The sequence below is a fragment of the Streptomyces sp. SP17BM10 genome (genome assembly GCF_036322405.1).
Taxonomy (GTDB): domain Bacteria; phylum Actinomycetota; class Actinomycetes; order Streptomycetales; family Streptomycetaceae; genus Kitasatospora.
Genome location: NZ_JAQYXB010000675.1, coordinates 120,631 through 144,124, shown reverse-complemented (window position 1 = coordinate 144,124; position 23,494 = coordinate 120,631). Strand labels below are relative to the sequence as shown.

Below are 23,494 nucleotides of genomic sequence, written 5' to 3'. Positions count from 1 at the left end.
GTCGTTCACCCGGTCCCCCACAGGTAGTTCTCAGGTCGGTGGCGCCGGGGAGACCCCGGTGTCGAAGCGCTGCTCCAGAACGGATGCCATCAGCGCGGCGATGTCCTCGCGTTCCAGCCCGGCCTCCCGGGCGCGGTCCACCCAGCCGACCAGGTCGGCGCGCAGCGGACCGTCGGCGGCCGCCTCCGGCCGGGCGAGCGAGCGCCGGACGAAGGTGCCGAGCCCCGGCCGGGGCTCGACCAGGCCCTCGCGTTCGAGTTCGCGGTAGGCCTTCAGCACGGTGTTGGGGTTGATCGCGGTCAGCTCGACCACCTCGCGGGCGGTCGGCAGCTTGTCCCCGGGCTGCAGCAGGCCCAACCGCAGGGCCTGTTTGGTCTGCTGCACGATCTGTTGGTACGTGGACACGCCGCTGCGCCGCTCGATGCGGTACTCGATCACACCCGTTGCGGCCTTTCACTAGTTCAATAGTGGAATGGTGGCCCACCGCGGCGTGCGGGTCAAGCCGGACCCGGGGCCCTCGAGGCCGTCGGCCGGTCAGGGCCGCCTGAGCAGGAGCAGGCCGTCCCGGTCGATCAGCGGCCGGTACCCCCGCTCCCGGTACTCCGTCACCATGTGGCGCGTGGCGTCGATGGCGCACGGGGACTGCACGGTCGGGTCGTGCAGGTCGACGGCGACCCACTCGGGGCCTTGGCCGTCCGGCGGCCGGCAGACCAGGGTGACGGTCGTCCGGTCGGTGAGCTGTGCCGCCAGTCGGTTGGAGGAGGCGACGGTGGCGTCGTCGGGTATCAGGTCCAGCATCGCGCGGGTCTCGGTGAGGCGCGGCGAGGTGCGCCAGGCCTCGGGCATCACGACCTCGTGCAGCGGGTAGAGCGGCAGCGTCGCGGCCGTCACCAGGGCGCTGACGGCGAGCGCGCGCCGGATCCGGCGGCGGTCGCTCCGCCGGGCGACATCGATGAGGGCGCCGAAGGCGATCGGCATCAGCACCGCGCTGTAGTGGTAGCTGACACCCCAGTAGTTCGGGTTGGCCGACAGCAGGCGCCAGGCGAGGGTGGGTGCGCAGAGCAGGGCGAGCGGTGAGCGCAGGCCGAGGAATCCGGCGGTGGCGGCGAGCAGGAACAGCAGCAGCCACTTGACCGGGGGCCAGACCAGCCGTGCGGCCATCGTTCCGGCCGAGGGGTGTCCGCCGCCGTCCACCTGCTGCCAGTAGTCGAAGCCGCCGGTGGGGTTGAACGACGGCAGGACGACGAGCACGGTGAGGGCGGTCGCGGCGAGGCCGGTCACCGCGAGGGCCAGGCCCGGCGCCGGGCTGCGGCGGTCCTGCCGGGCCTGCCAGGCGATGAGGGCGCCGACGGCGGCGACGGTCAGCCCAAGGTCCTCCTTGACCAGCAGGAGTGGCAGCGACCACAGCGCGGCGGCCAGCGGCCGGCGCCGGCCGAGCGCGGTGACGGCGAAGGCGAGCAGCGGGACGGCGAAGGCGATCTCGTGGAAGTCGTCGGCCGCCGCCCGGACGATCCCCCAGGAGGCCCCGGTGGCGCAGCCGATGGCGAGGGCCACGCGTGGTCCGGCCACGTCGTACGCCCAGCGGGTGAGCGGGACGACGGCCAGGGCCATGAGCAGCGCCTGGGCGGCGATCAGCGTGATCGGGGTGGGGAAGGCCCGGTAGAACGGGGCAAGGGTGGCGATCAGTGGGTGGAAGTGGTCGCCGAGCAGGTGGTAGCCCGGCCCCTTGAGGGGCACGATCGGTGCCCGGTCGTGGGCGTAGGCGCGGATGGCCTGCTCGAAGATGCCCAGGTCGTAGGCCTTGGTGAGGCCGCGCCGGTGCCGGTTGACACCGACGCAGGCGTAGAGGGCGGCGAAGCCGGCGGCCAGCCCCCAGGCGAGGGCTGCCGGTCGGCGCAGGACGGCGAGCCGCCGGGCGAGGAGGCCGGGGAACGGCTGGGGAGCGGGGTGGACTGGGTTTGCGGGCGGGAGGAGCGCGTGCATCGGCAAAGTACCCTTTCACTATTCGATTAGTGGAAGGGTGATGGAAGGGGCGAGAGTCCGTCAATCCCGGTCCGGCGACGCCGATCGGGCCTCCGGCCTGCGCGAAAACGCCCTCCGAACGGATGTGCAGCGAGTAGTGTTCCGGTGACTCAGAATGAGGAGGGGCTCGTGGAAGCGAACGAAACGGCGGGCGAGGTGCGGGGTCTCCGGCCGTGGCCAAGGGCGACGAGGCGCGGATCACGCGCGTTCGAGGAACGTCTGGCCGATCTGCTCCGACTGCTCGCCATCGAGGTCGCGCCGGGGGCGCACTTCACCGACGCGGGGCGCTGGGAGGTCCACAAGGCGCTCGCCGGACGGGCCGAACTCCCCGAGGAGCACTTCGAGGCGCTGATCGACGCCGCGGTCTACGACCCGAACCCGAGTTTCAACCGGCGGTTCGTCGAGCCCGCCCTGACGGCCTTCGGCCGGCGCCGCGTCCGGATGGCGCTGCTCCTCCGGCTGAAGACCGGCACGGACGAGGAGCGCGCGGGCGCGGCGCGGGCCTGGTACTGGACGGCGCTGTCGGCCGGCGACCGCTGGACCGACCCGGACGACGGCGCGAGCGTGCGCGACGCGTGGCACGAGGCCGCGCTGCGGGAGTTCGTCGCCAACGAGGACCAGGACGTGCGCCGCAGCATCCTCCCGGGGCTGCCGCTCGTCCCGCGCGCCTACCCGACCGAGCTGCACCCGCTCGTGGAGCGCGCGGTGCAGATCGCCAGAACGCACCCGGACGAGTACATCCGCGAGCGAGCCGAGACCCAAGTCGCGCTCTGATGTCGCTTGTGGGCGGTCGGCAGGATCGGGTCTGGGCCGTTCAGGCCTGCGGCGGGAGCGGGAAGGCGAGCTGGTCGGCGCACTCCTCCGGGCCGCGGCGGAAGACCAGCCGCACCCTGAGCTCCGCGGCCTCCGCCGCGACGGCGGGCTGCCCGGAGACCGTCCCCTCCGTGCGCAGCCCGTCGGCGCTCAGCCCGTGGGCGCCGCCCGTGCCGGTGTAGCGGTGGCCGAGGTCGTCGTCGGCTTCCAGCCGGAGGGACAACCGCGAAGCGACGACGGAGGGGATGCGCAGGTCGCCGGGCATGGGCGGGGTCAGCGGTGGCGGTGATCGGCCGCGGGCGCTGCGCATCGGGTTCGGCCTGGTGGCACGGCCTGTGCCAGCATGTGCCGCGTGACCGAACGACAGCCCGCCCCCGCTGAGGTCGAGATCCTGGCGCCCGCCGCGATCCGCCTCGTCGAGACCGCCGCCCCCGACCTCACGCCGGAGGAACGGAGGGCGATGGACCGCGCCTGGGCCGAGGCGGTGCGGACCAATCCGACGTTCTTCGACGGCCCGGTCGCCGTCTGCGCGGGGCTGCGGCCGGACGGTCCGCAGGACCTCGAACTCGGCTGGGCCCGCACCACCTACCGGCAGTTCGTCCTGCGCCGGGTGCCCGGCGCGACCGGCTGGCTGCCGGCCCTGTTCGTCGCCGTCGTCCAGCCGGCCGACGACGGCCGGGTGCTGGTGGGCCGGATGGCGGGGCCGACCGCCCACCCCGGCCGCTGGGGCCTGCCAGGTGGCAACGTCGAACCGCCGACCGGCGACGACCTCCTCGACGAGCCGGCCCTCCAGCGTCACGCCGCCCGTGAACTCCTCGAGGAGACGGGCGGCGACACGGACCCCGGGGCCCTGCGCCGGTGGACCGTCGTCCACACGACCAACGGCAACGTCGGCGTCCTCTACCTGGCCCCGCCGCGCCCGGCCGCCGCGCTGCGCGAGGACTTCGAGGCGATGGTCGCCGACGAGCGGTCGCGCGGCGTCGAGCCGGAGTTCGACGGGATGGCCCTCGTCGCCACACCCGAGGAGGCCGCCGCACTGGCCGGGCCGCAGGTCGACTACCTCCACCCGGTGCTCCGCCGGTACGCCGAGCACGATGCCGAGAACCACGTCCGGAACCCCGCCGGGAACCACGCCGGGCGCCACCGCGCCCCGGCGGCCGAGCGGCTCAGGCGGTAGGCGCGCCGGCCATCCGGTCGTCCGACAGACCCAGGGTCTGCTGCATCCGGGCCTGGCGGCGGCGGCCCCAGGTGATGGTGAAGAAGATCAGGCCGCCGAGGAACACCCACGGCATGACGCTGCTCACGGTGACCATGGCCTCGGTCGAGAGGACGTAGGTCAGCGCGATCCGCAGCGCCGACTCCACGACGAACGCGACGCCCCAGATGACGGTCAGCAGCCGCTGGCCCCGCCGGAAGCCCTCGTGCACCCACAGGCCGTTCCAGCGCTCGACGCCCTCGGCGGTGCCGCCGGCCGCGAACTTGCGGCCGAAGTAGAACATCGCCGGGCGCGGCGCGAACAGCGTGGCGAGGAAGCCGAGGCCGATCAGACCGGTCAGGGCGGAGTCCTTGACGAAGATCAGCTCGGTGGTGTTGTAGGCGAGTGCGCTGAGCGCCCCGAGGACGAGCGTGACCAGGGTGAAGATCCCGAACTCGTCGAGCCTGCGGTGCAGCAGGAAGTACACGCCGAGGTCGGCGACCGGCCAGGCCGAGGAGATCAGCAGGGCGTTGACGTCCGACATCGCGTGCCCACTGAGCGCGTTGAACGTCAGCACCGGAGCGAGGATGTTGAACAGCACCGTCGGCCCCCAGTCCAGCAGCACTCGGACGGCGCCTCCGGGCCGGCGGGCGGGGCTTGCGGCGGGCTGGGACATGGACTTCCTCCTACGGCTTTCGGGCGTGCCGCGCCGGGGTGCGGTTGGCGGCGGACGAGAGTCTGACGGCCCGCGGCGGCCTGTGGGAAGATCACCGGCGGGCAGCATCCGGCCAGTGGCAGGATCGCGCCAGCGGGGACATCGGGGGAGGCCAGAGGGTGTACGAGGGCTTGGGCCTCGGGCGTGACGCGGGGGCCGTGTACGGACTGATGCTGGGCGAGGGCGTGACGCACCACGCCGAGATCGCCACGCGTCTGGGCCTGACGGCCGGACAGGTCGGTGACGCACTGGAGCGGCTCGTCGCCGCGGGGCTGCTCCGTCCGTCCGTCCGAAGGCGGCCGGAACCGGCCACCGGGCAGTCGGTCGCCCCGCCTGACGCGCTGCCCACCGAGGCGCCCGCCGCGCGGAAGACCGAACCCGCCGCCTGCGCGGGCCAGGCGGAGCCCGGCCCGCTGTGCCTCGCCGACCCCAGCGAGGGCCTGCGAGCGCTGCTGGCCCGCCAGGAGGCCCGACTGCTCGCCCAGCAGGCGGAGTTCGACCGCACCCGGACGACCGTCACCCGGCTCCTCACCGAGTACGCCATCGCCGAACCGGGCATCCGCCAGCGCGACACCGAGCGGCTGATCGGCCAGGACACCGTCGTCGCCCGGATCGAACAGCTCGCCCGCGGGAACCTGTTCGAGACGATCTCGTTCCAGACCCGGACCAGCGGCGCCGTCGCGACCACCAACGCGCTGGGGCTCAACCTCGATGGCCTCGCGCGCGGCATCCGGATGCGTTCGGTGTACCCGGACAGCGTGCGTCGGCACGAGCCGAGCCTCGCCTACGCCAGGGTCCTGACCGCGCACGGCGCCGAGATCCGCACCGTCCCGGCCACGCCGTTGCGCCGGATGCTGGTCTTCGACCGGGCGGCGGCGATCGTCCCGGCGACACTGGACCCGGACTGCCTGGACGCCGTCCTGGTCACCGCCCCCGGCGTGGTCGCCGCGCTGCGGGCCCTGTTCGAGGCCGTTTGGGAGACGGCCGAACCGCTGGTCGCCGCCGACGGCGCGGCCGGCGCCGCCGGGGGAGAGGCCGGGCCGGGCTCGCGCGGCGACGAACTCACCCGCCACGAGCGCGGTCTGCTCGACCTCCTCAGTCAGGGCCTGACCGACGAGGCCGTGGCCAACCGGCTGGCCCTCTCCGTCCGCACCGTCCGCCGCAACACCGCCGCCCTGATGGCCCGCCTCGGCGCGCGCAGCCGCTTCGAGGCCGGCCTCCGCGCCAAGGAGCGCGGCTGGCTGTGAGCGCGGCCGGCTCCGAAGGCGGGCCGCCGGATGTGGGCGCAGGAGCCGGAGCGGTTCGTCGGCCTGGTCGAGGAGTTCCTCGCCGCCTGGGGAGGTTCCTGGCGCCGATGGGAGCCGATGGGCGCCGGAGGGAGCCTCAGCCCGCCGCCGCGGTGATGTCGCCGTTGGACGTGCTGAGGTCCAGCCGGTAACGCCCGTCCGGGTCGTCCCCGACCCCGACGCGTATGGTCCCGTGGTTCGTCGATGTGGTCACGTGGTAGGCGGCGGCCGGGACCGTCAGCGTGATGGCGCCGTTGGACGTCGTGGCCGTGATGTCCTGCGCGGTGGCCGGGGTGAGCCGGATGTCTCCGTTGCTGGTGCGGGCCTGGATCCGCTCGCCGCGCAGCGTGGTGCCCACGATGCCGCCGCTGGAGGTGTGGACGTCCACCGGCCCGCCGACGTCGTCGAGCGTGATGCCCCCTGCGTTCGTGTGCACGGCGACCTCGCCGACCCGGGAGAGCCGGATCTCCCCGGCCGACGTCCCGCCGCTGATCGGCAGCCCGGCCGGAGCCTCGACCGTGTAGCTGACCGAGCAGTCGTCCCCGCAGCCGCCGAGCACCAGCGTGCCGTTCCGCACCCGCGTGGTGCCCTCGGGTTTGTCGTGCCGGTACTCGACGAGCCGGTGGACCGACACCTGCGTGGCTCCCGGCTTGCCCTCGACGGTGACGTTCCCCGCGTCGGTGTCCAGTTGGACGGCGGTGATCCGGTCGGAGACCGTCGCGTCGTCCTGGAAGCTGCTCTTCGCCGGCGAGCAGCCCCCGAGGACCGCGACGGCGAGCGCGGCCGCCCCGGCGACCACGACCGCCCCGACGTACCGGTGCAGCGACCCCATGTCCAACCCCCTGCGTGCGAAATCCGTACACGAGGGACGGTAGTTGTGGTGCCGAGCCCGGGGCGATAGGGCCAGCTCCCCGATTCCCCTGGAGCAGGCACCACCATCCGACCGGTACTCAGACCCCATGCCGCCGACCGGCCGGGGTGCTCACCCTCCCGGAGCCGCCGACTGCGGGACCGGCCCCGGCGCCCGCTCGCCCCGCGGGAGCAGCAGCGGCGTCGCGAGCAGGCACAACCCGGCCAGACCGAGCGCTGCGCGGGGCCCCGTCAGCCCGGCGAGTACGCCCCACAGCGCGGTGAGCACGGCCGTCGCGGCTTTGGCGCTCACCGACCACGCGGTGAGCACGCGGGCGGCCCGGTCCGGCGCGACCCGCTCCAGCCGGTGGGTGGCGTACACCGGGTTGAACACCCCGATGCACAGGATCATCCCGAACTCGACGGCCATCACCAGCAGCATCCCGGGCACGCCGGGACCGACGAGGACCAGCCCCGGCAGCCAGCACGCCCGCAGCGCCCCGGAGACGAGCAGCACCCGGCGCCGCCCGAACCGGGCGACCAGCGGCCCGGACAGCCGGGAGCCGATCAGCCCGCCCAGGCACGGGACGGCGAAGGTGAGGCCGTACTGCCACGCCGGGAACCCGAGCGGTCCGAGCAGCAGGACGGTCAGCACCGGCTCGGTGGCCATGACCAGGGCGTTCACCAGGACGGTGTTCAGGAACAGGGGCCGCAGCTCCCGGTCGGCCAGCACGAACCGCCAGCCCTGGAGCAGGTCACCGGCCCGCAGCCGTGCGGAGCCGTCGCGCGGGGGCCGCGCCTCCCGGCCCCCGACGGCCCGGATGCCGACGGCCGAGAGCAGGTAGCTGACCGCGTCCGCGGCGACGGTCGCGACCGGGCCGAGCAGTCCGACGGCCGCGCCGCCGAGCGGCGGCCCGAGGACGGTCGTCGTCCACGTCGTCGACTCGAAGCGGGCGTTGGCGGCCAGCAGCTCCTCCGGCGCGACGATGCTCTTGAGGTACGCGCCGGACGCCGCCCCGAAGGTGATGTCCGCCGCCGCGACGACCACCGCCACCACCAGCAGCTGGCCGAAGCCGAGCCACCCGAGCGCGTAGGCGGCGGGGATGGTCAGGAGCGCCGCGCAGCGGAGCAGGTCCATCCCGATCATGACCGGCCGCTTGCGCCGGAACTCCACCCATGGCCCGAGCGGCACGGCCACCACCGCGCCGACCGCCGCACCCGCCGCCGCGAGCACGGCGACGGCCGACGCTCCGGCGTGCAGCAGGTGGACGGTGAGGAAGGGGAACGCCCCGAACGCCAGCCGGGTGCCCATCGCGCTCGTGCCGTACGCCGCCCAGAGCCAGCCGAACGGCCGCCCCAACGACCGCCCGCCCGAGAACCGCCCGCCCGAGGACTTCCCGCCCCACATCCCCGCCCACCCCTCTCGGACCGAAAACCATCGGCGGTACAACCGAATGGCGACCGGAATCATCAAACCGGCCCGCTCCACCACGGATCAAACAACCACGGGCCCGCCACCGCACAACCGTCCGTTGTGCCCCTAGGCTTCGCGGCATGGACCTCAACGCCGTACGCACGTTCGTGGCCGCCGCCGCGGCGGGCAGCTTCCAGGACACCGCCATCGAGCTGGCGGTCACCCAGCAGGCCGTCTCGAAGCGGGTCGCCGCGCTGGAGCAGGACCTCGGGGTGCGACTGTTCCACCGGACCCCGCGCGGCGCCGAACTGACCATCGACGGACAGGCGTTCCTGCCCCACGCCCGCGAGCTCCTGCGCGTCGCGGAGCGGGCCGCCGCCTCGGTGCGGCCGGGCAGCCGCGCGCTGCGCGTGGACGTGATCGCCTCCCGGATCGCCCCGTCCGGACTGCTGCGGGACTTCCACCGCGCGCACCCGGGCGTCGAGCTCGACGTGGTGCACCTGCACACCGCCGACGACGCCGTCGCCGCGCTCCTGGCCGGGACGATCGACGCCTCCTTCCGCGCCGTCCTCGCGCCCGGCCGGGAACTGCCCGGGGAGATCGCCACGGCGCACGTCCTCGACGAGCCCCACGACCTGCTGACCGGCCCCGGCCACGCCCTCGCGAACGCCCGCTCGGTGACGCTCGCCGGGCTCGCCGGCCACCGCATCTGGATCCCCGGCAGCGCGCCCGGCACCGAGTGGGGCGCCTACTACGACGACCTCTGCGCCGCGTTCGGGCTCACGATCGAGGGCACCGGCCCCAACTTCGGCTCCGACGCGCTGCTCGACGTCATCGCCGACACCCCGGGCCTGGCCACCCTCGCCGGCGCCCGCACCCGCCTGGTCTGGCCCGCCGGTCACGACCTGCGGCGCGTCCCGGTGCACGACCCGGTCCCGGTCTACCCGCACTCGCTGCTCCTGCACCGCGACAACCCGCACCCCGCCCTGCGGACCCTGCGCGCCCACCTCGCCGCCATCCCGGACGCCCGACCCGAGGGCCCCACCTGGGCCCCGGACTGGGCCCGGCGTTGACGGGCGCCCGAGCCGCCGCCGGCGGCCCGGGGCGTGGCGGCCGGCGTAGGTCCTCGTCCCGGCCCTCCGCAGCGGTCGGCCGCGTCGCCCCCATACGCACCCGCTGTCACCCGCGCGGGTGAGCGAGTCGTTCGTCGGGCGCGCCCGGGGCTTCCGGCGGAGGATGGGAGTCCCAGGTCGTGGACGGGAAGGCGGACGGGTCATGGCGATCGGCATGGCGGACATCCGGGAGTGGCGCGGCCAGGCGGTCGTGGACGAGAAGGGCGGCAAGATCGGCTCGCTGGAGTCCGTGTACGTGGAGACCTCCACCGACGAGCCGTTCTTCGCGACCGTGACGGTCGGCATGATAGGCGGGCGCCGGCTGGTCTTCGTCCCGCTGGACGGGGCCGTGGTCGGGCCGGGCTACGTCCGGGTCGCGTTCCCGAAGAGCGTGGTCAAGCAGGCGCCCGCGATCGGCACGGACGACGTCCTGCCCGCTGCGGACGAGCCGGCCGTCTTCGCCCACTACGAACTCCCGTACGCGACCGGGGCGGGCGGGGAGCGGCGCCTGGCGAGGCGCTGAGGGCGGTGGCCGGCCGGGGCCGCGGCCCCGGTGCGGATACCCCACCGGGTACACTGGTCAGTCGACAGCCGACGTGAAAGGTGGCCCGGACATGCAGGTGGACGAGGAGGCGGTGGGCGCGGTCCTGAACCGGCTGCGTCGCGCGCAGGGCCAGCTGGCCGGTGTGATCGCGATGATCGAGGCGGGCCGCGACTGCAAGGACGTCGTGACCCAGCTGGCCGCGGTGTCCCGGGCCCTCGACCGGGCCGGTTTCAAGATCGTCGCCAGCGGCATGCGCCAGTGCATGGCGGCGGCCGACGAGGACGGCGCGCCGATGACCGAGGCGGAGCTGGAGAAGCTGTTCCTCGCCCTGGCCTGAGTCGTGGCCTGAGTCGTGGCCTGAGCCCCGGCCCGGGCGTCCAGTGCGGATCTCGGAGTGGAACGGCGAGCACGCCTACACCTGCCGGCCCGGCCACCCCGCGCTCGACGTGGACCACCTGAAGGCGATCGTGACCGCCCCGGCCCTGCGGCCCTGACGTCAAAGCGGCGGCCCGGCAGGGGAGTCGATCCCCCGCCGGGCCGCCGCCGTCCGCCCGCCTCAGTGGCCGCCGCCGACGTCCGCCGGCCTCGCGCCGTCCGCGGGAGCCACGACCTCCTCCACCGGCCCGATCCCGAACGCCGACTCCGAGGCGTCGGCCGCGGCCGCGTGCGGGTTCACCATCGCCCGTCGCTCCTCCTGCATCGCCGTCAGCCGCCGCACCACGAGGATCAGCAGCACGGCCGCCGCGATGCGGACCGTCCCCGCGCCGATGTCGGCCCCGAGCGTGGCCCGCGGGTCGACCGGGCCGCCCGGCCACGAGCCCAGGTCGGTGGCGATGCGGGTGAGGAGCAGCGAGCAGAGCCACGCCGCCCACCAGGCCGAGACCAGGCCCCGTCCGACCGGCCGGCGCCGGCCGTCCGGGCCCACCGGCGCACTCGCGTCCCAGCTGTCGGCCATGAGCTGCTGCGGGAACCAGAGTTGGACGATCGGCGTGATCCAGGCGCCGATCGTCCAGCCCGTGCCGCGCCGGTGGCCGAGCGGCAGGAAGAGGCCGGCGTTGCGCCGCACGAGGTGGAACCAGGTGATGAACGCGGCCGCGCCCAGGGCGAGGAGCGGGAAGGTGGCCCCCTCCAGCCCCTTGGCCACGCCCTCCAGGGTGTCGAAGTCGGTGAGCTCGATGTCCGAACCCGGTTCGTGCGCGAGGGAGTAGAAGACCAGGGCGGTGATGTCGGCACCGATGGCCAGGACGGCCAGCAGGATGTTGAAGGCCAGTGCCACGTGGGTGAGGATCGCCGCCACGACGGGCGAGCGGTAGGCCCTGGGCCAGGCCGGGTCGGCCTCGCCGCAGCTCAGGCAGCGCCGGTTCGGGATCGCGGCAGGGCGAGCCCCGCACACCGCACACATCATCAGAATTGGTCCACTCCTGGGGGCCGCCGGGCGCGCACGCCGCGCTCCGGTCGGTCGGGCCGTCGCCCCGAGCGGGACGGGCGCGCCGAGCCTAGTGGGCTCCCGGGGTGCTTCGCCAGCGGAAAGGCGCAGGGATCGCCGCAGGTCAGGGGCGGTATCGGGGAAATCCGGGCAGATCCGCCGAAGCTCGCTCGAACACCCGCAAGTCCCGGAGTTCCCGAACCGCCCGATGGTGCGTCACGCGTCGTTCACGTTCCGGTCGCTGACCTTCGGGTGAATGAGGACGCCCGCAGTTGTACAGCCAACTGTGGCCCCCCTCCTCAGCCTCCGTGACCAGCCGCGCGCGGAGCCGGCCCCGCCGGTCCCGGTGATCCCGACGATCTCCGGCGCCCCCGGCGGGCCCGGCCTCCCCGGCGGCGGACAGGACAACCGTGGCCGCAGGCAGCGCCCTGACCCTCACCGCACCCGCCGACCCGACGGAAGGCGACCGGCTCACCTTCCACTGGACCACCGACGCCCCCGACGCCAAGAACTGGGTCGGCATCTACGACGGCAACCGCAAGCCCGGCACCGGCTCCTCCCTGCTGTGGAAGTACACCCCGGGCGGCTCCGGCGACCTCCAGCTCGACACCTCGGCGCTCACCGGCGGCCCGTACACCGCCTACCTCCTGGCCAAGGACGGTTACGGCGTCCTCGCCCGGACCGAGCCGTTCGGCTTCCGCCCCAGGCCGGCCGTCGTGCGCCCGCACGCCGCCGTCGACTCGCTGACCACCGCCCCCGTCGCCCCCGGCAGCGCGGTGTCCGTCAAGCTCGGCGGCCTGTGGTCGCGCCCGGCCGGCAACCCGGCGGGCACCGCGACGTTCCGCAAGGCCGGCGGCGCGGCCTGGGCCTCGGTCGGTGCCGACGGCACGCTCACCGGCACCGCCCCGAAGGCCGGCCAGAACCCCGAGATCGTCGTCGTCGGCGTCAAGGACAGCGCCGGCGCCACCGACACGGTCACCGTGCTGGTCCCGGTCGCCGACCCGGCCGCGCCGCTGCGCCTGAAGACCGCGAGCTGGAACCTGCACGACGCCGGCAGCGGCTACACCGACGCGCTGGAGAAGCAGCTGCGCGTGGTGCTCGCCCAGGGCCTCGACGTCGTGGCGCTCCAGGAGACGGCCGGCACCCAGGCGCAGACCCTCGCCACCGCCCTCGGCTGGTACGCCTACCAGAGCCCCGGCAGCGTCGGCATCCTCAGCCGCCACCCGCTGGCCGACATCACCCCAGTGACCGCGGACCTGCCCGCCGCCGCGGCGACGGTGCGGTTGCCGGGCGGACGGACCGTCCGCTTCTGGGCCGCGCACCTCGACGAGGCCGACTACGGGCCGTACGGCGTCCAGGACGGCCGCACCGCCGTGCAGGCCGAGGCCGCCGAGAACGCCTCCGCCCGGCTGAAGCAGGCCAGGGCGCTGGCGGCGGCCGTCCGGGCCGACATCGCCAAGCGCACCCCGGTGGTGCTCGCCGGCGCTCTCTCCTCGCCCTCCCACCTGGACTGGACGGCTGCCACCGCCGCCGCGCACGGCGGAGTCGGAGCGGTCGACTGGCCCGTCAGCAAGGAGTTCCAGGCCGCCGGGCTGACCGACACCCTGCGCGAGGAGAGCCCCGACCCGGTCAAGGTCCCGGCCGTGACGTGGTCGCCCACCCGCAAGCAGCGCGGTGCCAAGCCCGAGCCGCAGGACCGCGTCGACTACGTGCAGTACGCGGGCGCGCTCAAGCTCGTCGAGGCGCACACCCTCGTGGCCGACTGGCCGCGGCCCGAGCCGAACACCGCCGCCAACGAGTGGCCGTCCGACACCGCCGCCGCCGTCGCCACCTTCCAGCTCTGAGAGGCCGGTCCGCCATGTCCGAACTTTCCCGTCGCACCTTCGTCGGCGCCACCGCGGCCGCCGGCGCCGTCGCGCTGACCGGCCTCGCGACGACCCCCGCCGCCGCCGCCCCGGCGGCCGAGGCCGAGGCGCTCACCGGCACCGTCAAGGACGTCAGGCACGTCGTCGTCCTCATGCAGGAGAACCGCAGCTTCGACCACTACTTCGGCACGCTCAACGGCGTCCGCGGCTACGGCGACAAGCAGGCGCTCCAGTTCCCGGACGGCACCGACGTGTTCCGCCAGCCCGACGCCCGCCGCAGCGACGGCGGCGTGATGCTGCCGTACCGGATGGACACCTCCAAGTACAACGCGCAGAACGCCGGCGGCCTCGCCCACGACTGGGCCACCGGCCACCAGGCGATCAACAACGGCGCGATGAACAAGTGGATCGCCGCCAAGGGCGAGCGCACCATGGGCTACTTCACCCGGGACGACATCCCCTACCAGTACGCCCTCGCCGACGCGTTCACCCTCTGCGACGCCTACTTCACCTCCCTCGCCGGGCCGACCGACCCCAACCGCCTCTACCTGTGGACCGGCACCGCCGGCCCCGGCCGCGACGGCACCACCGGCCCCTGGATCGACAACACGCCGGTCACCGACAACCCCGTCGCCGACTGGACCACCTACGCCGAGCGCCTGGAACAGGCGGGCGTCAGCTGGCGCGTCTACCACAACCCCAGCAAGGACGACCGCACCGGCGACTACGACGACAACGCGCTGTCCTACTTCAAGCAGTTCCACGACTTCCCGAAGGACGACCCGCGTTACGTCAACGCGATGACGAAGTTCGACCCGACGGACTTCGACCGGCACTGCACGGACGGCACCCTCCCGACCATCTCCTGGCTGGTCGCGCCCTACCTCTTCTCCGAGCACCCGGCGGCCGGCCCGGCCTACGGCGCGCACTGGGTGGACATGGCGCTGCAGTCGCTGATGTCCAACCCGAAGGTGTGGCAGCACACCGTCTTCCTCGTCATGTACGACGAGAACGACGGCTACTTCGACCACATGGTCCCGCCCACCCCCGAGGCCGGCACGCCCGAGGAGTTCACCCAGGGCCGGGCGATCGGCCTCGGCAACCGCGTGCCGCTGTGGGTCGCCTCCCCGTGGTCGCGCGGCGGCTGGGTCAACTCCCAGGTCTTCGACCACACCTCGGTGCTGCGCTTCATGGAGGTCGTCACCGGGGTCGCCGAGCCGAACATCTCGGCCTGGCGCCGGGCCGTCTGCGGCGACCTCACGAGCTGCTTCGACTTCGCCGCACCGGACTTCTCGATCCCGAAGCTGCCCGACACCAACGCCCTGATGGCCAAGGCGGACGCGGGCGCCCAGCTGCCCGGCGTCGCGCTGCCGGCCGTCGGCGCGCAGTCGATGCCCGTCCCGGAGCGCGGCGACCGCCCGCACCGCCCGCTGCCGTACCAGCCGTGGGCCGACGCCGAGGTGGACCGCAGGAGCGGCAAGGTCACCTGCACGATGAGCAACGACGGCTCGGTGGCCTTCCCCTACACCGTCTACCCGAACATCGTGTTCCCGTTCGCCGGCACCCCGTTCACCGTCGCCCCCGGCGCCACCGCCACCTACGTGTGGGACGCCGCGGCCACCAACGGCCGTTACGACTTCACCGTCCACGGCCCGGACGGATTCGTGCGCCGCTTCGCCGGCACCGTCGTCCGCGACGGGCAGGGCGGCCAGAACGACGTCGGCGTGCCGATCGTCACCGCCGACCTGCGCGGCGACGTCAAGCTCACCCTCCAGGTGGCCAACGACGGCCTGACCGACGTCGCCTTCACCGCCGCGCCCAACGACTTCGCGGGCACCGCGCAGACGGTGTGGGTCAAGCCCGGCAAGCAGGCCGACATCGCCTGGCCGCTGGACAAGCAGGGCCGCTACGACGTCGTCGTCACCGCCCACACCGGCCGGCGCTTCGTGCGCCGGTACGCGGGCTGGGTGCACTGACGGCCGCTCGGCCGGGGGCGCCGAACCGGTGACCCCCGGCCGTGGCTCGGCCGGACCGCTCAGGCCCGCCGCTAGCGTCGGCGGCATGCAGAAGATCACCACCTTCCTCTGGTTCGACACCCAGGCCGAAGAGGCCGCCGCCTTCTACACGTCGCTCTTCCGCGACTCCCGCGTCACCGACGTCACCCACTACCCCGACGGCGGCCCGGCGCCCGCCGGCTCCGTCATGACCGTCGAGTTCGAACTCGACGGCCGGCCCTACGTGGCGCTCAACGGCGGCCCCCAGTTCCCCTTCACCGAAGCCGTCTCGCTCCAGGTGGAGTGCGACGACCAGCAGGAGGTCGACGAGCTCTGGGCGAAGCTCACCGCCGACGGCGGCCAGGAGGGCCCCTGCGGCTGGCTCAAGGACCGCTACGGCTTCTCCTGGCAGATCACCCCGCGCGTCCTGCTGGACCTGATCGCCGACCCCGACCGCGCCAAGGCCGGCCGGGTGATGGCGGCGATGATGTCCATGGGGAAGATCGAGATCCAGCCGCTGCTCGCCGCGGCCGAGGGCTGAGGCGCCATGACCCCGCCCGCCGTCCGCACCACCGTCTACCTGCACGCCACCCCCGAGCGGGTCTGGCACGCCCTCACCAACGCCGACGAGGCCGCCCTCTACTGGGGCCACCGCAACGTCTCCACCTGGCTCCCCGGCGCCCCCTGGGAGCACCGGCGCACGGACGACCCCGGCACCGCCGACGTGACCGGCACCGTCGAAGCGGCCACCCGCCCCCACCTCCTGGTCACCACCTGGTACGCCCCCGGGTCGCCGCACCCGGCCGGCCCGTCCCGGGTCACCTTCGCGATCGAGGGCTGGCAGGACCTCACCCGCCTCACCGTCACCCACGAGGACCTGGCCGACGAGCCCGAGGCGGAGCGGGCGGCCGCCGGCTGGTCGGCCGTCCTCTCCAATCTGAAGACCCATCTCGAGACCGGCCACCCGCTGCCGCAGCAGCCGTGGCTCATGCCGTAGGCACTCCTCAGCGCCCGGCGCCGGCCGCCGCGCGGGGGCGCTCGCCGCGGAGCCACCGCCGCAGGCCGGCGTAGCGGGAGAAACGGGCCCGGTTGGCCACCGAGGCGCGGTCCAGCTCCTCCATCAGGCGCCGGCCGCGGTGTTCCAGGTCCATCTCGTCGAGGATGCGGTCCACCTCGGCCAGGAGCGCGCCGTGCAGCTGCCAGTCCTCGGGGCGCTCCTGGACCAGGCGCAGGAGGAGCTGGGCGAGGTTCTCGCGGCAGGTCCAGGCGGCCGCGAGCTCGGCGGCGAGGCGCTGCTCGGCCTCCTCGGCGTTGCGGCTCACCTGGGTGGTGACGAGGACGGCGAAGCTGACCATCGCGCCGCCGATGTGGGCCAGCAGCTCCTCCAGGGCCACGGCGACGTCCGGTTCGAACAGGTGCTCGCCGGGGTCGCGGCGCTTGGCCAGGTCGGTCAGCGAGCGGGCCAGGACCCGGATGACCACCACGCAGATCTCCAGCGTGTCCAGGCCGGTGCGCAGCACCAGGCGGGACAGGAGGCCCTCGCTGATCCGGGGGTTGAAGCGCAGGCTGTCCTCGGCCTGGCGCAGGGCGGCGTCGACCTGGGCGATCGCCTGGTCCAGGCGGCGGGCCTCGTGGAGGCGTTCGGCGACGACGGCAACCGGGGTGGGGCGGCCCAGCTCCTCGGAGATGTCCAGGAGCAGGTGCCGGGCGCGCCGGGCGAGGTCCTCGATCGAGGCGCCCGCGGTGTCGACCCAGACGGGCGGGGCGAACAGCAGGTTGAACAGGAGTCCGACGGCGGCGCCGATCAGGGTCTCCAGGACGCGGTCCCAGGCCTGGGAGGCGAGCTTGGTGACGCCGAGGATCAGCATCGCGCTGATCGCGACCTCCTGGACGAACTCCTCGACCCGCACGAACCGGCCGATCGTCAGCGAGGCCAGGATGATCAGCCCGAGGCTCCACCAGGAGAGCCCCACGACGGCGCTGAAGCCGATCGCGATCAGCACGCCGACGACCACCGAGTTGACCCGGCGGATGCTGGTCTTGAGCGTCGAGTAGACGGTGACCTGCACCACCAGGAGCGCGGTGAGCGGCGCCGTGAGCGGAGCCGGCTCGCTGCTCAGCTGCGTCGCCACCGCGAAGGACAGGGTGGCCGCCACGGTCGCCCGGACGGTCTGGACGACGAACGGTTCTCGGGCGCCCCGGCGGACGGCGGCCGTGAAGGACTCCGGGAAGATGACCATGAGGCCCTTCTTTCCCCGCAGCAGGTGTTCACACCGCACATCGCGCCGGACGGCACCCGGTTGCCCGCTCCCGGATCAGAGTGGGGCGCGTCAGGAGTCGCGGCGGTCCAGGCGCAGCTTCCAGGGGGCGAGGGCGGACTCCACCTGGACGCCGATGCTCATCTTGGACGCGCCCTCGACGCGCTCCTCGAAGCGGATCGGGACTTCGCGGATCGTCATGCCGCGCTTGACGACGCGGTAGTTCATCTCGACCTGGAACGAGTAGCCGTTGCTCTGGACGGTCGGCAGGTCGATGGCCCGCAGCGTGGTCGCCCGCCAGGCCTTGAAGCCGGCGGTGGCGTCGCGCACGCCGAGGCCGAGGATGGTGTTGACGTAGAAGTTGGCCCAGGCGGAGAGGGCCTTGCGGTGCCACGGCCACTCCGAGGCGGTCGAGCCGCCGGGCACGTAGCGGGAGCCGAGCACCACGGCGGTGTCGCCGGTGAGGAGGGTCCGGACCATCTCGGGTATGGCGGAGGCCGGGTGCGACAGGTCGGCGTCCATCTGCACGACGACGTCGGCGCCTTCGTCGAGGGCGCGGGCCATGCCCGCGAGGTAGGCGCGTCCGAGGCCGTCCTTCTCGGTGCGGTGCAGGACGCCGATCCGCCCGTCCGCGCCGGCCGCCAGCTTGTCGGCCAGCTCGCCGGTGCCGTCCGGGGAGTTGTCGTCGACCACCAGCAGGTGCAGGTTCGGCACCGGCAGCTGCGCCAGCAGGCCCGCCAGGACCGGAAGGTTCTCCCGCTCGTTGTACGTGGGGACGACGACAACGACCTTGGGGGAGGCCTCGACCATGCTCTGTTCCCTACCCGCGCTCTCCGGCCGGACCCCGTGCCCCGCCTCACGGGTGTGCGTGATCCGCTGATTGGACCGTGCGAGTGTAGCCGGGCCCGCGGGCGGCTGCGTCACCGCCCGAGGTCCTACGGCGCACCGTAGACGGCCGCGAGGTTGTCGCGGGCGGGGTGGACGCGGCCGGCCGGGCCGGCGGCGAAGGCGCGCAGGACGTTCTCGGTGACCTTGCGCACCAGGTCGCCCGCCTTGCCGTCGATGCCGTGGACGGCGCCGGTGCCGCCGGGGCCGTGCGCGTCGAGCGTCTCCACCCAGCGCATCGTCCCGGTGGCGAACACCCCGGCGCCGCTCGGGACGGTGTAGTACGCGGTGTCGGCGTGCGAGCGGCGCCCCTCGCACACGACGGGGGAGTGGGCGATGACCTCGATCGGGCGCGGGACGGGGAAGGCGGTGTCCACCGTGTCGTACTCGACGCCGACGAGGTGGGGGAAGGACGCACCCGCGGCGACGCCGGTGCCCTCGAACGCCCAGTGGTCGGGCGTGCCGACGACGTAGGGGGCGTCCACGGGGTAACCGTCGTAGATGACGCCGAGCATCGAGCTCTCCGGATCGGCGCCGGGGCCGGTGCGGAAGTCGGTGGTGGCCGGCGCGCCCGCCTTGTGACCGGGGTCGCTCGCCCAGGCGTCCTTGTAGCAGACCACCGTGCGGTCCGGCCCGAGGTCGGTGGGCTCGAAGCGGACCCGGCGGAAGCAGCAATTCGCGCCCAGGATCGCCACGTTGGTGCCGGCGTCCCGGGCCGCGACGACGTTGGCGCGCTGCTCGGGGGACCAGTACTCGTCGTGGCCGAGTGACAGGACGGCGGTGGCGCCGCGCAGTAGCGCCGGCTCGCGGGCGACGTCGATCCCGGTCGTGTACGCGAGCGGGATGCCGAGCTGCTCGGCGAAGAAGACCAGGGGCGCCTCGTAGACCAGGAACAGCCCGGCGCCGTGGTCGTAGTCGTACGGGCGGTCGAAGACGACCTTCAGCGAGCGGGTGGCCAGGCCGCCGGTCGGGCCGTTGTAGAGGCTGTAGCCGCCCCACTCGTTGTAGGCCTGCCACGTCGCCGGGGCGCTCATCACGACCGTCTTCCCGGCGGTGTCGGCCGAGCGGACGGTGAGCGGGACGTAGCGCCGGCCGGAGCCGTCCTCGGCGTCCAGACGCAGCAGGTACGCGCCCTCGGGCCAGCCGGCGGTGTCGACCGCGAGGGTGCGCTGCCAGCCGGTGAGGACGGTGCGCGTCGTGCCGTCCACGTGCGGCGCGGGCTGCTTGGCACCCAGCACGTGTTCGCGGCGCCACACCAGGCGGGCGCGGGCGCCGCCGTACCAGCCGATCCGGTAGGCGGAGACGGTGAACGCGGCGGCCGGTGTGGAGACGTGCAGGCCGACGGGTTCGCCGGGCAGGACGCTGACGCGGTCGGCGAAGCCCTCGATGGCGCCGGCCGGGCCGGGATCGGTGATCTCCCAGTCGGCGTTGCCGGGCAGTGACTGTTCGGGTTTGGGGGCGTCCTGGTGGTCGGTCCTGTGGTCGTCCTTCAGGCCGGCCCGGTGCGGGGTCGCGCCGCCGCGGTCGGGGGAGGGCGCCGGGCCCCCGGGTTCATCGGGGTGGCGGGTGGCGCAGGAGGTGAGGGCCGCGGCCATCAGGCCCAGTCCGAGGATTCCCCGCCGGCTCGGTTCCGCCCGCTCGTCCGCCACATCGGCCTCCCGGTCGCCCGTCTTCGTGTTCTCTACCCGCGCGCCCGTGCGTCAAGGCGCGCGCACATCCTCACTCTTTCCGGTCGTGCTCTCGCAACCGCCGCGCCGGGCGTGCGGCCTGTCCGCGCGCCCTCGCCGCACATCCCGCGTCCGCTCGCCACCGGAGAGGGCCGTCCAGGGGCTCCCCGGCGCGTCCGAGCGCGCGGCTCCGCGGCGGCGGTGGTCCGGTCCCTTAGCCTGACCGGGCCGTCCGCCCGGCGGCCAGGGGGTCCGTGGCCGTGGCGGCCCGGCCGCGTCATCGACACATCGACACGAGTCATGGACAGGGGTGTACGTGGTTTCGTCGGGTTCGGCCGACCCGGGGGTGGCGCCTCCGACACGCGGCACGAGGTTCCGGGCCTGGATGCTGGAAGGCCTGGCGGACATGGCCAAGCAGCACCCCGGGCCGCACGTGCAGGCCCCCGCCGGACACAAGGCCGCCCACTGGTGGCGCGTCATGTGCCTGACCGGCGTCGACTACTTCTCCACGCTCGGCTACCAGCCGGGCATCGCCGCCCTCGCGGCCGGACTGCTGTCGCCGATCGCCACGATCGTGCTGGTGATCGTGACCCTGCTGGGCGCGCTGCCGGTCTACCGGCGGGTGGCCCAGGAGAGCCCGCACGGCGAGGGCTCGATCGCGATGCTGGAACGGCTGCTGTCGTTCTGGCAGGGCAAGCTCTTCGTGCTCACCCTGCTCGGTTTCGCCGTCACCGACTTCATGATCACCATCACCCTGTCCGCCGCCGACGCGAGTGCGCACCTGGTGGAGAACCCGCACGTGGCTGGCGCCCTCGGTGGCCGGCAGGTGGTGATCACGCTGATCCTGATCGCGCTGCTCGGCGCCGTCTTCCTGAAGGGCTTCGGCGAGGCGATCGGCGTGGCGGTCGTCCTCGTGGTCGTGTACCTCGCGCTCAACGTGGTCGTGGTGGTCAACGGCCTCTGGCACGTCCTCAAGGCCCCGCACCTGTTCGCCGCCTGGACCGACGCGCTCACCGCCGAGCACGGCAACGCCTTCGCGATGATCGGCGTGGCCCTCATCGTCTTCCCGAAGCTCGCGCTCGGTCTCTCGGGCTTCGAGACCGGGGTCGCCGTGATGCCCCACATCGAGGGCGACCCGGCCGACACCGAGGAGAAGCCGACCGGCCGGATCCGCGGCACGCGCCACCTGCTCACCACCGCCGCCGTGATCATGAGCGTCTTCCTCATCACCACGAGCCTCATCACGACGCTGCTCATTCCGAAGGACGACTTCAAGACCGGAGGACCGGCCAACGGACGCGCCCTCGCCTACCTCGCTCACCAGAACCTCGGCTCCGCCTTCGGCACTGTCTACGACCTGTCCACCATCGCGATCCTCTGGTTCGCGGGCGCCTCGGCGATGGCGGGCATGCTCAACCTGCTGCCGCGCTACCTCCCCCGCTACGGCATGGTGCCGGCCTGGGCGCGGGCGGTACGGCCGATGGTGATCGTGCTGACCCTGATCGGGTTCCTGATCACCTGGATCTTCGACGCCAACGTGGACGCCCAGGGCGGTGCGTACGCCACCGGTGTGCTCGTGCTCATCAGCTCGGCCGCGATCGCCGTCACCATCGCCGCGCACAAGGCCGGCCAATCGCGCTGGCTGGCCGGGTTCGCGGTGATCTCCGCGGTGTTCCTCTACACGACGGCCGTCAACATCGCCGAGCGGCCGGACGGCGTCAAGATCGGCGCCTGCTTCATCGGTGGCATCGTGCTGGTCTCCCTCCTGTCCAGGCTCAAGCGCTCCTTCGAACTGCGGGTCACCGCCGTGGTCCTGGACCAGACGGCGGAGCGGTTCGTCCGGGACTACACCCACCGGCCGCTTCGGCTGATCGCCAACGAGCCGAACAGCCGCGACCTCGCCGAGTACCGCGACAAGATGCACCAGATCCGGAGCGACAACGACATCCCGGTCGAGGACGACCTCGTCTTCGTCGAGGTCACGGTGCTCGACCCGTCCGACTTCGAGGCCCAACTGACCGTCCACGGCGAGGTGCTGCACGAGCGCTACCGGGTGCTGGCGCTGGAGAGCTCCAGCGTGCCGAACGCGTTGGCGGCGCTGCTGCTCCGGGTCCGGGACCTGACCGGGCAGCAGCCGCACATCTACTTCGAGTGGACCGAGGGCAACCCCTTCACCCAGTTCCTGCGCTTCTTCCTGTTCGGGCAGGGCGAGATCGCGCCGGTCACCCGCGAGGTGCTGCGGGAAGCCGAGCCCGACCGCAGTCGTCGCCCGTCCGTGCACGTCGGCTGACAGGCAGCCCGTCCGACCGGCGCAGGGTGCTTGGCGTCACGGCACTAGCGGTTGGGCCGGGACCTGGACCAGGCCGGTGCGACGATGGCGACCAGGGCCACCGCGAAAGCCAGTTGGAGGATGTGCCGGATCCAGTCGATGCCCGATGTGTGGCGCACGCCGACCCAGCCGGAGACGGCGTTGCCGAGCCAGGCGCCGGCGGCACCGAGCAGCATCGTCAGCCACCACGGGATCGACTGTGGCCCGCGCAGGATGAGCTTGGCCAGCACGCCCAGGACGAGGCCGATGAGCAGAATCCACAGGAGCTGGAACATCGCAGTCCACCTTTCGGGCGGGGCGCCCCGTCGGAGTCCGTCCCATGATCGCCCGATTCGGCCGGAGGGGCACCTCGGCGGGCCGCGCCGCTGGTCAGGGGCAGCGGAGGTGAGTGCGGCGCCCGTCTCCGGGTCGAAGACGTGCATCCGCGCGGTGTCCACCCCCAGCTCCGGCGGGCGGCCCTCGGCGGCCCGGGGGCGCCCTGAGTACGATGTGCCCCCAACGGGTTCGGCGTTCGGCGGGGGACGGCATGACGGAGTTCGCGACGTTCGGGTGCGGGGCGTGCTGTGCCGAGGACGCGCAGGTGGCGCAGGATCACCACCGGAGTCACGACGGGGTCCGGCTCGAGAAGATGATCCAGGACGATTCGCACTTCATCGTCTCCGTGCAGCGCTGCGGGCTCTGCTCGCAGGCCTTCGTGAGCGTCTTCACCGAGTACGTCGACTGGGTCGCGTCGAGGGACGCGCAGTACCGCACCGTGCTGCCGGTCACGGATGCCGAGGCCGCCGACCTGATGGAGGGCCGGCTGACCCCGCACCGGGTCGGCGCGCTCGGTCACGGCCGCCGCCACCTCCAGAGCGACTGGCCGAGCGAGGCCGACGACCCGTCCGTCTACTGGAGCGACGGGACGTTCGAGGTGCGGGAGGGGTACTGACCCACGGGGTGGGTGGCCAGGTGGGCCACGCAGTCCACGGGGCCGCGGCGGCGCAGGACTGGGAAGCAGTACACGCCGCGCGCGCCGCCCTGGCCGCGACTGTCCGCCCGGATGCCGGCGCGGCTGATCCGGGGTGCGTCCCCGGTCGAGGTCAGGTGCACGAACATCGCCATGGGGCGGCATCGTAGT

Annotated in this window: 25 protein-coding genes; 13 read left to right on the top strand and 12 right to left on the bottom strand. The window is 73.5% G+C overall.

The genetic code is table 11. The features are described from left to right. Positions 1-30 precede the first annotated feature (30 nt). Both PUR71_RS36425 and PUR71_RS36420 read right to left on the bottom strand, forming a co-directional pair. Complete coding sequence (locus tag PUR71_RS36425; protein ID WP_329931532.1) at positions 31-438, bottom strand: GntR family transcriptional regulator; 408 nt, start codon at positions 436-438, stop codon at positions 31-33. Positions 439-534: 96 nt separating this feature from the next. Next, positions 535-1,983: a DUF2079 domain-containing protein gene (locus tag PUR71_RS36420; protein ID WP_329931531.1), complete on the bottom strand. Its 1,449-nt coding sequence runs from the start codon at positions 1,981-1,983 to the stop codon at positions 535-537. A 168-nt stretch (positions 1,984-2,151) separates the two neighbouring features. On the opposite strand from PUR71_RS36420, the gene PUR71_RS36415 reads away from it, so the two are divergent. Beyond that, the gene (locus PUR71_RS36415) at positions 2,152-2,796 is read left to right on the top strand and encodes a hypothetical protein (RefSeq protein WP_329931530.1); all 645 of its coding nucleotides are present in this window, start codon (positions 2,152-2,154) and stop codon (positions 2,794-2,796) included. Positions 2,797-2,836: 40 nt separating this feature from the next. Here PUR71_RS36415 and PUR71_RS36410 read toward each other — a convergent pair whose 3' ends face one another. After that, the gene (locus PUR71_RS36410; protein WP_329931529.1) at positions 2,837-3,145 is read right to left on the bottom strand and encodes a hypothetical protein; all 309 of its coding nucleotides are present in this window, start codon (positions 3,143-3,145) and stop codon (positions 2,837-2,839) included. 42 nt (positions 3,146-3,187) lie between these two features. Between PUR71_RS36410 and PUR71_RS36405 the strand changes: the two genes are divergently transcribed. Continuing rightward, positions 3,188-4,012, top strand: a complete 825-nt coding sequence (locus tag PUR71_RS36405; protein WP_329931528.1) for an NUDIX domain-containing protein — start codon at positions 3,188-3,190, stop codon at positions 4,010-4,012. On the opposite strand, the gene PUR71_RS36400 is transcribed toward PUR71_RS36405, so the two are convergent. Then, positions 4,002-4,706 carry a VC0807 family protein gene (locus PUR71_RS36400; protein ID WP_329931527.1) on the bottom strand — a complete coding sequence of 235 codons (705 nt, stop codon included), beginning with the start codon at positions 4,704-4,706 and terminating at the stop codon, positions 4,002-4,004. The genes PUR71_RS36405 and PUR71_RS36400 overlap by 11 nt on opposite strands. A 158-nt stretch (positions 4,707-4,864) precedes the next feature. Here PUR71_RS36400 and PUR71_RS36395 point away from each other — a divergent pair, with 158 nt between their 5' ends. Beyond that, positions 4,865-5,992: a helix-turn-helix transcriptional regulator gene (locus PUR71_RS36395; protein WP_329931526.1), complete on the top strand. Its 1,128-nt coding sequence runs from the start codon at positions 4,865-4,867 to the stop codon at positions 5,990-5,992. Between the two features lie 30 nt (positions 5,993-6,022). Next, entirely contained in the window at positions 6,023-6,148 is a 126-nt protein-coding gene (locus tag PUR71_RS36390; protein ID WP_329931525.1) for a hypothetical protein, read from the top strand. On the opposite strand, the gene PUR71_RS36385 is transcribed toward PUR71_RS36390, so the two are convergent. Together PUR71_RS36385 and PUR71_RS36380 are read right to left on the bottom strand one after the other, a co-directional pair. Then, complete coding sequence (locus tag PUR71_RS36385) at positions 6,129-6,863, bottom strand: DUF4097 family beta strand repeat-containing protein (RefSeq protein WP_329931524.1); 735 nt, start codon at positions 6,861-6,863, stop codon at positions 6,129-6,131. The two genes, PUR71_RS36390 and PUR71_RS36385, sit on opposite strands and share 20 nt — an antisense overlap. Before the next feature lie 150 nt (positions 6,864-7,013). Continuing rightward, positions 7,014-8,288, bottom strand: coding sequence for an MFS transporter (locus PUR71_RS36380; protein WP_329931523.1), 1,275 nt, complete (start codon positions 8,286-8,288; stop codon positions 7,014-7,016). Positions 8,289-8,434: 146 nt separating this feature from the next. On the opposite strand from PUR71_RS36380, the gene PUR71_RS36375 reads away from it, so the two are divergent. The 3 genes from PUR71_RS36375 (at position 8,435) to PUR71_RS36365 (ending at position 10,287) form a co-directional block, all read left to right on the top strand. Next, the gene (locus PUR71_RS36375) at positions 8,435-9,367 is read left to right on the top strand and encodes a LysR family transcriptional regulator (RefSeq protein WP_329931522.1); all 933 of its coding nucleotides are present in this window, start codon (positions 8,435-8,437) and stop codon (positions 9,365-9,367) included. Positions 9,368-9,569: 202 nt separating this feature from the next. Beyond that, positions 9,570-9,929, top strand: coding sequence for a PRC-barrel domain-containing protein (locus PUR71_RS36370; protein ID WP_329931521.1), 360 nt, complete (start codon positions 9,570-9,572; stop codon positions 9,927-9,929). A gap of 91 nt (positions 9,930-10,020) precedes the next feature. Then, positions 10,021-10,287 carry a metal-sensitive transcriptional regulator gene (locus PUR71_RS36365; protein WP_329931520.1) on the top strand — a complete coding sequence of 89 codons (267 nt, stop codon included), beginning with the start codon at positions 10,021-10,023 and terminating at the stop codon, positions 10,285-10,287. Between the two features lie 219 nt (positions 10,288-10,506). Here the strand turns inward: PUR71_RS36365 and PUR71_RS36360 are convergent, their stop codons facing one another. After that, positions 10,507-11,343: a DUF4328 domain-containing protein gene (locus tag PUR71_RS36360; RefSeq protein WP_329931519.1), complete on the bottom strand. Its 837-nt coding sequence runs from the start codon at positions 11,341-11,343 to the stop codon at positions 10,507-10,509. Positions 11,344-11,786: 443 nt separating this feature from the next. Between PUR71_RS36360 and PUR71_RS36355 the strand changes: the two genes are divergently transcribed. From PUR71_RS36355 to PUR71_RS36340, 4 genes are all read left to right on the top strand, one after another. Beyond that, a complete protein-coding gene (locus PUR71_RS36355; protein ID WP_329931518.1) occupies positions 11,787-13,220 on the top strand; it encodes an endonuclease/exonuclease/phosphatase family protein in 1,434 nt (477 codons plus the stop codon). A 14-nt stretch (positions 13,221-13,234) separates the two neighbouring features. Further along, positions 13,235-15,217: a phosphocholine-specific phospholipase C gene (locus PUR71_RS36350; RefSeq protein ID WP_329931517.1), complete on the top strand. Its 1,983-nt coding sequence runs from the start codon at positions 13,235-13,237 to the stop codon at positions 15,215-15,217. Positions 15,218-15,302: 85 nt separating this feature from the next. Further along, on the top strand, positions 15,303-15,776 hold the full coding sequence (locus tag PUR71_RS36345) for a VOC family protein (protein WP_329931516.1): 474 nt from the start codon (positions 15,303-15,305) through the stop codon (positions 15,774-15,776). Positions 15,777-15,782: 6 nt separating this feature from the next. Beyond that, on the top strand, positions 15,783-16,232 hold the full coding sequence (locus tag PUR71_RS36340; protein WP_329931515.1) for an SRPBCC domain-containing protein: 450 nt from the start codon (positions 15,783-15,785) through the stop codon (positions 16,230-16,232). A gap of 7 nt (positions 16,233-16,239) precedes the next feature. Here PUR71_RS36340 and PUR71_RS36335 read toward each other — a convergent pair whose 3' ends face one another. The 3 genes from PUR71_RS36335 to PUR71_RS36325 form a co-directional block, all read right to left on the bottom strand. Next, a complete protein-coding gene (locus tag PUR71_RS36335) occupies positions 16,240-17,475 on the bottom strand; it encodes an FUSC family protein (protein ID WP_329931514.1) in 1,236 nt (411 codons plus the stop codon). Between the two features lie 90 nt (positions 17,476-17,565). Then, positions 17,566-18,303, bottom strand: a complete 738-nt coding sequence (locus PUR71_RS36330; RefSeq protein WP_329931513.1) for a polyprenol monophosphomannose synthase — start codon at positions 18,301-18,303, stop codon at positions 17,566-17,568. 125 nt (positions 18,304-18,428) lie between these two features. Continuing rightward, positions 18,429-19,973, bottom strand: coding sequence for a N,N-dimethylformamidase beta subunit family domain-containing protein (locus PUR71_RS36325; RefSeq protein WP_329931512.1), 1,545 nt, complete (start codon positions 19,971-19,973; stop codon positions 18,429-18,431). 457 nt (positions 19,974-20,430) lie between these two features. Between PUR71_RS36325 and PUR71_RS36320 the strand changes: the two genes are divergently transcribed. Beyond that, a complete protein-coding gene (locus PUR71_RS36320; RefSeq protein WP_329931511.1) occupies positions 20,431-22,335 on the top strand; it encodes an amino acid transporter in 1,905 nt (634 codons plus the stop codon). 44 nt (positions 22,336-22,379) lie between these two features. On the opposite strand, the gene PUR71_RS36315 is transcribed toward PUR71_RS36320, so the two are convergent. Then, positions 22,380-22,649, bottom strand: a complete 270-nt coding sequence (locus PUR71_RS36315; RefSeq protein WP_329931510.1) for a GlsB/YeaQ/YmgE family stress response membrane protein — start codon at positions 22,647-22,649, stop codon at positions 22,380-22,382. 305 nt (positions 22,650-22,954) lie between these two features. On the opposite strand from PUR71_RS36315, the gene PUR71_RS36310 reads away from it, so the two are divergent. Continuing rightward, the gene (locus PUR71_RS36310; protein ID WP_329931509.1) at positions 22,955-23,305 is read left to right on the top strand and encodes a hypothetical protein; all 351 of its coding nucleotides are present in this window, start codon (positions 22,955-22,957) and stop codon (positions 23,303-23,305) included. Here PUR71_RS36310 and PUR71_RS41415 read toward each other — a convergent pair. Then, positions 23,263-23,478, bottom strand: a complete 216-nt coding sequence (locus PUR71_RS41415; protein ID WP_443077702.1) for a hypothetical protein — start codon at positions 23,476-23,478, stop codon at positions 23,263-23,265. The two genes, PUR71_RS36310 and PUR71_RS41415, sit on opposite strands and share 43 nt — an antisense overlap. Positions 23,479-23,494 lie beyond the last annotated feature (16 nt).